The 12,923-nt window shown below is 23.6% G+C and carries 9 protein-coding genes; 1 reads left to right on the forward strand and 8 read right to left on the reverse strand.

Features of this window, described 5'->3' with window-relative positions; all coding sequences use genetic code 11:
• Positions 1-8: 8 nt before the first annotated feature.
• The 6 genes from ACA135_RS08090 to ACA135_RS08115 are packed head-to-tail and all read right to left on the reverse strand — an operon-like array spanning position 9 to position 8,274.
• Positions 9-1,061 (reverse strand): glycosyltransferase family 2 protein, encoded by a 1,053-nt coding sequence (locus ACA135_RS08090; RefSeq protein WP_409198241.1) that lies wholly within the window; start codon positions 1,059-1,061, stop codon positions 9-11.
• Between the two features lie 8 nt (positions 1,062-1,069).
• Positions 1,070-2,176, reverse strand: coding sequence for a glycosyltransferase family 2 protein (locus ACA135_RS08095; protein WP_409198242.1), 1,107 nt, complete (start codon positions 2,174-2,176; stop codon positions 1,070-1,072).
• Entirely contained in the window at positions 2,169-3,926 is a 1,758-nt protein-coding gene (locus ACA135_RS08100; protein ID WP_409198243.1) for a glycosyltransferase, read from the reverse strand. The genes ACA135_RS08095 and ACA135_RS08100 overlap by 8 nt, the downstream gene beginning before the upstream one ends.
• A 23-nt stretch (positions 3,927-3,949) precedes the next feature.
• The gene (locus tag ACA135_RS08105; RefSeq protein ID WP_409198244.1) at positions 3,950-5,608 is read right to left on the reverse strand and encodes a glycosyltransferase family 2 protein; all 1,659 of its coding nucleotides are present in this window, start codon (positions 5,606-5,608) and stop codon (positions 3,950-3,952) included.
• A 25-nt stretch (positions 5,609-5,633) separates the two neighbouring features.
• Positions 5,634-7,214, reverse strand: a complete 1,581-nt coding sequence (locus ACA135_RS08110) for a hypothetical protein (protein WP_409198245.1) — start codon at positions 7,212-7,214, stop codon at positions 5,634-5,636.
• A gap of 34 nt (positions 7,215-7,248) precedes the next feature.
• Positions 7,249-8,274 carry a glycosyltransferase domain-containing protein gene (locus tag ACA135_RS08115; protein ID WP_409198246.1) on the reverse strand — a complete coding sequence of 342 codons (1,026 nt, stop codon included), beginning with the start codon at positions 8,272-8,274 and terminating at the stop codon, positions 7,249-7,251.
• 172 nt (positions 8,275-8,446) lie between these two features.
• Between ACA135_RS08115 and ACA135_RS08120 the strand changes: the two genes are divergently transcribed.
• The gene (locus tag ACA135_RS08120; RefSeq protein ID WP_409198247.1) at positions 8,447-9,520 is read left to right on the forward strand and encodes a glycosyltransferase family 2 protein; all 1,074 of its coding nucleotides are present in this window, start codon (positions 8,447-8,449) and stop codon (positions 9,518-9,520) included.
• Positions 9,521-9,523: 3 nt separating this feature from the next.
• Here ACA135_RS08120 and ACA135_RS08125 read toward each other — a convergent pair whose 3' ends face one another.
• Complete coding sequence (locus tag ACA135_RS08125; protein WP_409198248.1) at positions 9,524-11,239, reverse strand: glycosyltransferase family 2 protein; 1,716 nt, start codon at positions 11,237-11,239, stop codon at positions 9,524-9,526.
• A gap of 30 nt (positions 11,240-11,269) precedes the next feature.
• Positions 11,270-12,919, reverse strand: a complete 1,650-nt coding sequence (locus ACA135_RS08130; protein ID WP_409198249.1) for a glycosyltransferase family 2 protein — start codon at positions 12,917-12,919, stop codon at positions 11,270-11,272.
• Positions 12,920-12,923: the final 4 nt, after the last annotated feature.

Here is a 12,923-nt window from a genome sequence, read left to right on the forward strand (position 1 = left end):
GTATATAATTAAATTTTAAGTTTATGAATAAAATTCTTAATTTTCATTCTTCTTTTTCTGGATTTTTTGATATTATTAGAAGCTTTGACAAATTCATCAAAATTATTATCTTTAAGTGGTTTAACTAATGGAATATAAATTATTTCACCAAAATCAGGAGTATATTTTAATTGTTCATTTAATATAGGTCCCATTCTTTCTGCAAGATCTTTTTTATCCCTATTTGAAATATTACTAGCAATGAAACTTGTTAACCAAAATACTAAATGAGCCCGGAATACATTTGAAAAATATTTCTCTTGATTTAAATTTTTTAACATGTCCCATGTTTCATAATAGCCTGAAATCATAGCACCTAAATATTTTTTATTTCGAACATGAATAGTTGATTTATCTTCATCGGTATCACGTATCTTATAATTATAACCAAAGTAATTATCCAAATAGACAATAGATTTAGATTGTAATAAGACATTTATGAAAAAATTTAAATCTTCAGCTAACATTCCTTCTAAGAATCGTATATTATGTTCTTTAAGAAAAGATTTTCTAAACAATTTTATCCATATTGCAGGACCTATGTCAAAAAATCTTAAATCTTCATCTATTGAACTAATTTTTATTTTATCGAAATCCGGACCGAAAATATATGTATGTTTTTCTTTTATACCATTGTATTCTTCAAAATAATTGGAAGATACCATATCTGCATTTTCTTTAGTTATGGTGTTATATAAATGTTCGAATGCATCTATTTCGTAATTATCATCATGATCCATTACAATTACATAATCACTAGTAGAAGCATTAATACCAACATTACGAGGACGACCGGGAAATCCAGAATTTTCTTCTAAATAAATAACTTTAATATTAGAATATTTTGAAACATAATCATCAATAATACTTAAAGTTAAAGGATCAGAAGACTTATCATCAACCAATATTACCTCAACATTCTCAAAACCAATAGACTGATTAATAATACTACCTAAAGACTCATGCAAAAAAACACCAGTATTAAAAGTAGGAATAATCACACTTAACTTATACTTAGACATTGTAATCATTAATTTTTAAATATTTTTTTCAAGGATTTTTTAAATTTATTTTTTGTTTTATTAATTAATTTATTATTTTCTTTTATTTCATTTACTAATTTAACATTCATATTTTCTTCTATAGATTTTAATTTAATACTTTCATTTACTGCTTGATCAAATTGATTATTTTGAATATAATTAACTAATTTATTGTAACGTCCTTTAAAATAGGGGTCATCAACATATCTTTTTTTATATAAAGTAGAAGCCTTTTTAAATAGTTGTTTTCTTTCTTCTTTATTTGTATTACTTAATACTATTGTGTATAACCAAGATGTTAAATGTGGTTTAAATATATCATCAGAATATTTTTCTTTATTTTGTTCTTCGATCATGGAGGAGATATTTAAAAAGCCGTTTAAAATTGCATCAATATATTTTTTATTTCGGATGTGAATTGTAGATTTATCTTCATCAGTATCTCGTGTTTTATAATTATAACCATAATAACTATTTAAATAAACTATACCTTTTGCATTTAATAATGAATTAACCCCAACGTATACATCTTCGGCTAACATTCCTTCTAAAAATCGTATATTGTGCTTTTTAAGAAAAGATTTTCTAAATAATCGGGTCCAAATTGCTGCAGGAATTTGTAGTAGCTTTTTGTTTTCTTCAATATTTTCAACTTTTATAGAGGATACATCTCCAAAAAGAGATTTAAAAGGTATGCTTCCATCTTTAAATACTTGATTAAAGTTACATATAACAACATCTGCATTTTCTTTAGTTATGGTGTTATATAAATGTTCGAATGCATCTATTTCGTAACTATCATCATGATCCATTACAATTACATAATCACTAGTAGAAGCATTAATACCAACATTACGAGGACGACCGGGAAATCCAGAATTTTCTTCTAAATAAATAACTTTAATATTAGAATATTTTGAAACATAATCATCAATAATACTTAAAGTTAAAGGATCAGAAGACTTATCATCAACCAATATTACCTCAACATTCTCAAAACCAATAGACTGATTAATAATACTACCTAAAGACTCATGCAAAAAAACACCAGTATTAAAAGTAGGAATAATCACACTTAACTTATACTTAGACATTGTAATCAATCTCCTTGTGAGATGTTAATTCATCATATACATTTTTATATTCATCAGTCATCTCTTTTTTTGATTTGAATTTTATTTTAGAGATGTTATCAACAACTTTTTCATATTCTTTAGGATTGTTAGCAATTTTTATTATTTGATTGTATACTTTTTGAGGAGATTTATAATCTACTAACCATCCCCCACCTGTTTTATTTATTCTTTCGGATAAAGCTCCTAAATTTGTAGCTATAACTGGTACTCCTGAATTCCAACTTTCTGTTAAAGTATGGGAATAAGTTTCGGGTATTATTGAAAATATTCCAATAAATGAGGGTTTAATATTATTTACAAACTTTCCAAAGTCTTCTCTTGAGTAACGACCATGATTTTTCCCATATTGTTTTAATGAAGGGTAAGTAGTGCCCATAAAATGAAATTCTAATTTATTATCTTTATCAATTTCTTTTAATTTACGTATTAATAATGATCCTTTGTGTTTACTTATATGTCCCGGGAATAATATTTTAATTGGAGTGTTTTTAGGGGTTAAACTGCAATTTAATCTTTTTGGTAAGTTACGTCCATGTTCAATGATTTTTATATTGTTTTTAATTTCAGGGTATTGATCTTTATAAACTTCAGTGGAATAGTTTGAAGGTGCTATTATTAAAGAACAACGATTTAAAAATTTAAGGGACTCATTTCTCCATAAATTGATTGTATTTTTTAAGGAAATCTCATCACTTGAATTAACACATCCACATGTCCATTTATTTTCTCTACAGATTAACTCACAATATTCTTGGTTTTTATTTAATAAATGAATTGATGGACAAATATAATAAAAATCATGTATACTTAATATGATTGGGATATTTAACTTTTCAGCTACTTTTGATATATCAAATGAATGATTTATTAAATGATTAATATGAATTAAATCTATATTTAAATTGACGAGTATTGTAAAATAAATTGCCATTAACTCTTTAGAATATAAGAGTTTAGAAAAGTTTACATTCTTATCCAAAGATAAATTATCAGATAAATGTACATCCCACTGACCTAATTTTTCAAAATGATCTATCTCTTTCCTCCATAACTCTAATTCCAATCCATTTGAAGTTAAAATATAACATTCATATGAATCCTGAATATTATCTATAATATCATTAGTTGTAAAACCTGTCCCGGCAAAACTACCTATTTTTTCATGGACTAAATAAAGTACTCTTTTTTTATTAGATTTACAATCTTTATTTATAGGATAATTTGAATTAAGCAAATGTTTTTGGATATTTTCTATTAATTTATTTTTTGGCAAATTATTATTTAATTTTTTAAGAATATTAACTACTTTTTCATAAGGGATTATAGGAAAAAGATTTTTATCTAATTTGTATTCCCTATTCTCTTGAAGTCCATATAAACTATAATGGACTAATGGGCTTAATTTGCTACTTAATGCGTCACCGTATTTATGAGAATAATAAACTCCATCAAAATCTTTATTTGGATCTTTACCTTCTTTATACCCATAAATGATATAATGAATTATAGGATTCATCCCTGAAGCTTTAACATCCTTATAATTACTTAAATAAAACTCTTCATCAAAAAGATTATTTTTCTTAATAGATCTAAATCCTTTAATATTTTTAAACATCTGCTTATTAGGTTTAAAAAGTAAATATACAATAGGAAAATGATATTTAATTTTTTTACTTAAATTTTGTTTGTTTAAATTGTTTAATCCCATAATAATAACCTTAAACCTATAAATTAATATTTATTTAAAATGCATTCTTCAATAATATTCATCATCTCTTCACAAGAATTACTATTTAAATTAACTAAAAAACTACTTTGTGAAAAACTTTTCTTTAATTCATTATAAACCTTATTTTTTTCAGTTAAAATTATATCATAAAAATTCAATTTATCATTAAAATCAAAGTCTTCATCTAAATAAAGAATTTTTACAGAGTTTTTTCTACAATTTACTTTTTTAATATCATATTCTTTAGAAAATGATATTAAAACATCAGTATCATCACCGGCATCCTGTTTATCAGATGAAGTCAACAAATCAACATTAAAATCTTTTTTATTCAAATTTTTAGCTAAATTAGATATTAAATCATAATTTTTTAAATTTATATTAAATTCTTCAATTAAAAATGTGAATTTGAGTGGTTTTTCTGTGAAAAATTTTATATGATGAATTTTATCTAAAAAAATCTTTTGAGTAATGTAACTACCTTGTTTTTCCCATAAAGTTCTTGTATTAAGTTCATTGTTTTTTAAATATTCTTTTTTGTTATTTATACGTGTACTTGATTCATGATGGAATAATAATGCAGCGGAACAATATAAAATATCATACCCTGCTTTATTAAGGTTTAATGAGAAATCAACATCTTCAAATCCATAAAAATATTCTTCATTCAGTCCATTTAAATCCTTATAAATAGATTTTTTGATTAATATTGCTGCTGCAGTTACAGCTACCACTTGATTTGATTTATTTACTTTACTTTCATATGGTTGTTCAAATTTATTTTTGTTATAAGCATAAGCACAACATGGTTTGATTCTTTCATCAAATATATCACCTACATGTTGTATTAAAAATGATTTATAGTTGTTTTTTTCATCATAGTAATAGGGATAGATTAATTTTGCTCCTACAGCCCCTACATTATCATTATAAATCATTGCACCCATCATTTCATTTAACCAACCATAAGTAGGTTCCATGTCATTATTAAGCAAAAGAACATAATCACCATTACAAACATCAACAGCCTGATTATTAGCCTCAGAAAAAGACTTATTCTCACTATTTTTAATAACCTTAATTGGTAAATCCCCAGACAAAGATTCTAAAAACTCAACAGAACCATCACTAGAACCATTATCAACAACAATAATCTCAAAATTATCATAATTAGTATTAACATTAAAATCCTTAAATAAAAGCTCTAAATGTCTTAAACCATTACGATTAAGAACAATGATAGAAACTAAAGGCTCAAAATCAAAAACATAATTATTTAAGAATAAAGAATTGATTTCAAATAATTTATTATAAAAATTTAATGTTGGAGATAAAAATGATTTTTTCCCTTCTTTTTTACCGTACATTACATAATGAACCAATGGGTTAATATTTAGTTTTTTTACAGAAGGATATTTATCTAAATAGATATTACTGTCAAAATTTAATGCTGGAATTTTATGTTCTTTATATCCATAAAATAAGTAATGTAATAAAGGGTTAATCCCTGAATTTTTTATATTAGGATATTTTTTGATGTAAAATTCTTCATTAAATAAATTTTCATCTAATATTTTAGCATAAGCTTCTTTATATAAAGAGGCCTTACTGTAATTGAATTTAGATTTAATTAAAAAAGTTTTAAAAGATGGCACACTCATTATTTTTACTCCATTTATAAAGAATTTATTTCCTAATTTTTTGACCTATACTTCTTAAAGGTTTAGTAACTTTCCAGGAAGAGGAATTAATCATTTTATCAATTTCTTCATTATATTTTGAGTTCAATATCTGTTGATCATTTAATTGAACTTTATAAGATTTTAAATCATTTTCTAATTTATTAATATAAAATTGTTTTTCATGATTTAAATTAATAACATTATTTAAATCATTAGTTAAACCAATATTTCTCTTTTTTAAGTAATTAATTACTTCATTTAAATTAGATTCTAATATATCATTCTGTTCCTGAGTTTCTACTCCGATTTCTGAATCTGAATTATTAAATTCTTCCCTATTTTCTTTTAAATTTAATTTTTCTTGAATTATTTTGTTAACAATAGTTTTAGAAGATATAAAATCCCCTAATCTAGATTTATATTTAATTATTTCATTTGAATCTAATATACTACCCAATTCAGAAATTCCCCAAATATCGCTTCCACTTCCAACATAATCAGATAATTTTGAAGGTAAATATGGATTTATTTCAAAGTAATCTTCTGTGTTAGCATCAGTAACTATTAATACATCGAATTTGGTTGTGAGATTTAAAAAATCTAAAAATGAACGACTTTCATTAATAATAATGTTATCTTTTATCTTTAAATCTGAAGTTGCTCTTTTAACAAATTCAGTTTGAGATGTGAAAATATGTAATTTATATTTACTTTTAAAAAATGGAGAAATATTTTCAAAGGCATAAAAAACATCCTCAAAATTTCTATTACCATAAAAAAGTCCAAAGTATGCAAAATTTATATAATTATGATTGATTTCATACTTACTTTGAATAGATTCATAAGCACTTTTCTTTAAAATTGGTTGGGGTTTTATTAAACTTTTATTATCAATAAACTGTTTAAAATTTTTAAAATTTCCTTTATTTTTTAAAAGAAATTTATTTAACATGAGTTTTTTTTGATTTTCATTTGTAAAAATAATTTTATCAGCAAATAAAAAAGGTAATAACTCGCATAAAAATTCAATAGAGGTTAAATTAGAATCAAGCGTAATATTAGGATTCAATTCCTTTAAATTTACATCATGAGAGATAATTGAATTGACTTTTTTTATGTATTTTTCATCAGGTAATTTAGTATTTCTTTCTTTACCATAATTATCAAATAAAACAGGATCAGAAAATTCAGCAATCCATTTAGTATTCGGATTTTGGGTTTTATACTCAAAAGCTAAAAAATGAGCAGGGGTAGGCATAGCTCTGGAATATATTGATTTATAAACACCTTTTTTAGATTTTTGATTGTTTAACTCTATCATACCTTCTTCAATAAAAGGTTTTATTACACTCCATTCCCATTTTTCTGTATCGAATGCATGTAAAACTATTTTATCTTCAATATATTCATTAATTAAATCATTTAAAGAATCATCTAATGCAACATTTTCAATATGATTTTGGATTACATCCACTTTCTTCCCATTTTCAATTATACGTTTAGCTACTACAAATCCACCAGTATCAACATATTCTGGGAAAAAATATGAAATAATTAAATCTTTAGAATATTTTTCATTAACCATTTTAAAAAACCACATTAATTAATTACTCAAAAGTTTATTTCTTAATTTTATTACTTATACTTCGTAAAGGTTTAGTTACTTTCCAAGAGTTTGAATTAATCATAGTACTAACCTCTTTCTTAATTCTTGAATTCATTATCTCTTGATCATGTAATTGAACTTTTAAAGTATCAATATCATTTAACAATAAATATATCTCCTCTTTTTTAAGAGTCATTTCTTCTTTCATATTATTTTCAATATAATTTATTAAATTATCACTAGATAATGGGTTAGGTGATTCGAATTTATGGTGATATTTTTCCCCACTAGTTTTACTCCAATATTCATTATCCCAGTAATAAACAGGACTAACAGAAGGATGAAAATTATTTTTCCATGCCACATATGCAAAACTTAATTGGTCTTGATTTGTATATTTAATTATTTCATTCCACCAATCATCCATTAATTTTGAAACCTTTGGATTATTATGTTGTCTAAATATAGAGCCCATAACTCCAAGTCCATAATGTTTAGGAAAACCTTCATCTCTATAATGACTTACTTGCTTATTCATAATCGCTTTAGGGTATCTAGCAATATTATAAGAAGCAACTAGTTCATCATAAATACAGTCACGTTCTGTATGTACCACACAAAGCATTGGGTTTTTTATATATTTGTAAATATATTCTCTTAAACTGCTTTTAATTTCAAAAGTTCCATCTAACCAAAAACTATACTTATAATTAGAAAGATATTTATGAGGTAAAACTTTGTACTGTTTTGCTTTACGATTATTATCTAAATTAGAATCTTCCATAGGTATAATTTTATATAAATCAGACTCAACATTCGGATTATCTGTGAAACATACATAATCACAATTTTCATCAATGAATTTAGGTTCTTTTAAAGTATCATAATCACCAGTAAATGCAGTATAAATAACAATCTTATTATTCTTAATATCATTAATTAATTCATTATCTGGATTAGCATCAGTATCCATGAATAAATTTCTATGAATATGTTCATCTACAGTATTTTGATAAGTTTTATAAATTTCTTCATACATGATTTAATATCCCTTTATAAAAGAATTTAATTTAAATAAAATATTTATTATGAATAGTTATATTACTTTTTTTATTAATAAAATTTTTTTCAATAAGCTTAAAAATTTTTAAAAATCTCTTTTTAATTTTGGATTAATTAAATTAATATATAATTTAATCAATAGTAAAATTATGAAGTATAAAATTAGTGTTATAATACCTACTTTCAATTCTGAAAAATTTTTGGATGAAACTATAAAATCCGTTCAAAACCAAAGTATAGGGTTTGAAAATATTGAATTAATTCTAATAGATGATTTTTCAACAGACAATACTCAAAATATCATTAAAAAATATGTAGAAAAATATGATAATATTTTATCTTATAAATTAAGTGAAAAAGCAGGTGCTCCGGGGAATGCTAGAAACATTGGGATAAATAAAGCAAATGGAGAATATTTAATGTTTATGGATCATGATGATTGTTACCCTAAGGATTCTTTGAAGTTATTATATCAAAAAATTAATGGAAGTCAAGATTCAATTGTGATTGGTAGATTTAAAACTTTTGGAATTGCAGACTGGGTTTCTGATGAATGGGTAACCAAAGAAATGAGTATAAATTCATTGGATGAAAATACTAATTTTATAACCATAAATAATATTTGGAGAATGATTTTTCCAGAAAAATTAATTAGAAAAAACAATATTTATTTTCCAGAAAAAATGTTTGCTGAAGATTTAGCTTTTATGATAGAAACCTTTTTAAATGCTAAGAAAATTACTTTTTTACCAGATTATGTTTACTGTTTTAGAATAAGAGAGAGTGATAATTCTTCTACAAGTTACTCAAAAAGTTTCCATTATATAAGTAAATTATTAGATGGATATTTTTACACTAATAATATCCTTAAAAACAATAATGGTTGTAAATATTATGATTTATTGTTTAGTATGCACTTAGGTAGTTGGATAGATAATATAATTAATAGTGAACTTACGGATAATGAAAAATATCAATTACTTAAACAATCCCAACCCTTATTTAAAGAATTAAATATGATTGATTTAAACATTAATCCTAATTTTGAGTTATTTAGAAATATTATGGAAAAATTAAGAGATGATAAGTTAGAAGAAGCATTTAGTAACTTAAAGGAAATTAGCAATAATATTAAAAATCCTAAATCTAATATTTCTCTAAATAAAAAAAATAATACTAATAAAATTAAAAATAAAATAAAAAAAATTCTTAAAAAAGTTTAGAAATTATAAATTGTATACTTTTGATATTGTATCTAATAATTTTTCTGCAGTAAAATAATAATTTTTAGGAATATTGCTTTCATTTAAACAAAAAACATTTTTTATGTTTAAATTTTCTTTTATCTCTTTAGAATCTCGCTCATTTTTAGTTAAAATTATATCATATTTCAGAATGTTAGATTTCATATTTTCATCGATCAAATTATAACTACTATTTAATTGTATAATTTTAATAACATTGCTTCTAGAAATTATATTTTCCACATCATATCCTAAATCAAAGGATAATATTATATCTACATCTTTTCCAAAGTTATTATCTTCAATATTTGAAATTAAATCAACATTATAGTTCATATCATTAAATTCTTTTGCTAAATTTGATATTATGGTATAATCTTCATCCCCGTTTATTATTCCATCTGTGATTTTTTGACTATTCCCTTCTTTTATAAAACTTATTTTAAGTTTTTTATCTGTAAAAAATTTCTTTTGGGTAATTTTATCATTAAGAATACTTTTAAAAAGATAATTATCCCATTTTTTCATTAAAGTTTTAATATTTTTAAGGTTTATTTCATCACAATTGCCTTCATTATTTCGTGTGCTGCTTTCATGATGGAATAATAATGCAGAACCACAATATAATATTTTATATCCTTTCTGATTCAGATTCAACATGAAATCAACATCTTCATAACCATAAAAAAAGTCGTTAGAAAGTCCATTTAACTTTGTATAAATAGATTTTTTAATAAGTACAGCTGCTGCTGTAACTGCCATACATTCTGAAGTTTTATTCAATTTTTTATCAAATATTAAAGGATAAAATATATATTCATGATAAGGACCATAAGTATATTCCTCATTTGTTACCTCTTCAAATTTTACTCCGGCGTGTTGAATTGTGAAAGATTTATCTATTGAGACTCTGTCATAATAATATGGGAAAATTAATTTTGCCCCTACAGCCCCTACATTATCATTATAAATCATTGCACCCATCATTTCATTTAACCAACCATAAGTAGGTTCCATGTCATTATTAAGCAAAAGAACATAATCACCATTACAAACATCAACAGCCTGATTATTAGCCTCAGAAAAAGACTTATTCTCACTATTTTTAATAACCTTAATTGGTAAATCCTCAGACAAAGATTCTAAAAACTCAACAGAACCATCACTAGAACCATTATCAACAACAATAATCTCAAAATTATCATAATTAGTATTAACATTAAAATCCTTAAATAAAATCCCCAAATGTCTTAAACCATTACGATTAAGAACAATAATAGAAACTAAAGGCTCAAAATCAAAAACATAATTATTTAAATAGAGTAAATTATTTTTTAAAATTTTTTCATGTAACTGTAAAGAGTTTACAGGAAATGTTTTTTTACCTTCATATTGCCCTTTAAGAATATAATGAACTAAAGGATTAATACCAGAGCTTATAATCTCAGGATAAGCATTTAAATATTTATTACCATTAAATTTTAAACTAGGATATTTTCCTTCATTACCCCCATAGAATAAATAATGGGTTAATGGATCAATTCCTGATTTAGCTACATTATAATAAGTATTTAAATAGAATTCTTTATCAAATAAATCTGTGTCTAAAATTTTTTTATATGCTTCTTCGTAAAGAGAAGCTTTCTTAATATTAAATTTAGATTTTTTAAGAAAGCTAAGTTGTGATACATCATTCATAATAATTTATACTCCACTAATCTCTTAGAATTATTTCTTTTTAAATGTTTCTGTAATAGAACGTAAGGGTTTAGTAACTTTCCAAGAGTTTGAATTAATCATTTCTTCAATTATATTACTTTTTGATTCAATAATTACTTTTTGATTAGATATTTCTTCATTTAGATTATTTATTATCTGATTTAAATTAATCAAAGCCTTATCTTTTTCATTAATAGCTTTATCTTTTTCACCTATATCAGAATAAGCTTTTATTAATTTATTATTATTATTTTCAATTTCTTTTTGTTTTAAAACAAATTGTTCCCCAATTTGAGAATTAGACAAAATTTCGATTTTAAATTTTATTTCAATATATTCAATGTTTTCAAAATCCCCTACAATTAAATATTCAGGATCAGGGGTTGTAAAAATTTGTTTATTTTCACCTAATAAATTTTCACAATTATATTTTCCTACTTTAAATTTCTTATTATTTGAAGTAATAGATAAAATTTGACAAACACAAAAAGCATTCTCTATTGGGTCAAAACGTATGTTTTTAATTTTATTAAAATTTTTCAAATTAAATTTTAAATCTATAATATCATCTAAATTATATTTTAAACCAAGTTTATCTGTTTCATTAAAACCTTTTCCAACATCAATGTATAAATTACTTAAATATATAGGGTTTATATATTCATCAAAAAATTTATATTTGATTAAATAATCTAATGCATTCATTTTCCCAATATCAAGCAATTTTGCTTGATTTGAAAACGGATATTCTGGGAAATTTTTTTCAAAAAGATTTAAAATTCTTGTAGGAAATTTATCCGCCAAAATTTTTAGGTTATTGAAAATTTCTTTTCGGTCTTCAAATGTAAAATTAATATTTAATAACCAGAATATATCATCATAAGTAAATTTTAAAGCTAAGAAGTATATTAAATCTTCATATTCAGAACAATTATCTTTTACTTTTAATATTAAAAGAATACATCTGATTAAATCTTCATTATTCTTTTTGGAAATTAATTGAGTTATTGAGGAACCATCTTCTTCATAGCGATAGTAATATGTTGAATCCGTTGTAACAATGATTTTATTGGAATTTATTAAAGTTTCAACAGAAGTTATATTATCTTCATATAAAATAGAGGGAAAATTTAGATACGGGAATAATTTCTTTGAATAAATCTTATTCCAAGAAGCTGTTGCAAATATTATTTCTGGAACATCATTTAAATTAGTAATAATATGATCTTTTTCATAAATTTTTTGATGAATATCTTTTGGAGGTATTGCTCCATCAGGATTGAATAATTCATATTTATAAATTACTAAATCTGTATTTTCATTAGTTGAAAATAAATTTAAACAATTTTCATATGCATTTTTAGAGATATAGTCATCACTATCTAAGAATGTAACATAATCAGAAGTAACATGTTTTAAACCCAGGTTACGAGTAGGTCCTAAACCTTGATTTTTTTCTTGCTCTATTATTTTAATGGAGGGATATTTTTTTGCATAATCATTAACAATGCTCATACTATTATCTAAGGTGCAATCATTGACAACAATTACTTCAATATTTTCTATCCCTAATGATTGATTTATTACGGAATCTAAACATTCTTTAATATAATTTTCTACATTATATACTGGGATTATTACACTGATTTTATAAGTCATCTAA

The sequence above is a fragment of the Methanobrevibacter acididurans genome (genome assembly GCF_046197875.1).
Taxonomy (GTDB): Archaea; Methanobacteriota; Methanobacteria; order Methanobacteriales; family Methanobacteriaceae; genus Methanobrevibacter_A; species Methanobrevibacter_A acididurans.

What these genes read in the sequence shown, in the direction of transcription:
- ACA135_RS08090 (WP_409198241.1), bottom strand. Translation starts at nt 1,061, where the DNA reads ATGTCTAAGTATAAGTTAAGTGTGATTATTCCTACTTTTAATACTGGT.
- ACA135_RS08095 (WP_409198242.1), bottom strand. Translation starts at nt 2,176, where the DNA reads ATGTCTAAGTATAAGTTAAGTGTGATTATTCCTACTTTTAATACTGGT.
- ACA135_RS08100 (WP_409198243.1), bottom strand. Translation starts at nt 3,926, where the DNA reads ATGGGATTAAACAATTTAAACAAACAAAATTTAAGTAAAAAAATTAAA.
- ACA135_RS08105 (WP_409198244.1), bottom strand. Translation starts at nt 5,608, where the DNA reads ATGAGTGTGCCATCTTTTAAAACTTTTTTAATTAAATCTAAATTCAAT.
- ACA135_RS08110 (WP_409198245.1), bottom strand. Translation starts at nt 7,214, where the DNA reads ATGGTTAATGAAAAATATTCTAAAGATTTAATTATTTCATATTTTTTC.
- ACA135_RS08115 (WP_409198246.1), bottom strand. Translation starts at nt 8,274, where the DNA reads ATGTATGAAGAAATTTATAAAACTTATCAAAATACTGTAGATGAACAT.
- ACA135_RS08120 (WP_409198247.1), top strand. Translation starts at nt 8,447, where the DNA reads ATGAAGTATAAAATTAGTGTTATAATACCTACTTTCAATTCTGAAAAA.
- ACA135_RS08125 (WP_409198248.1), bottom strand. Translation starts at nt 11,239, where the DNA reads ATGAATGATGTATCACAACTTAGCTTTCTTAAAAAATCTAAATTTAAT.
- ACA135_RS08130 (WP_409198249.1), bottom strand. Translation starts at nt 12,919, where the DNA reads ATGACTTATAAAATCAGTGTAATAATCCCAGTATATAATGTAGAAAAT.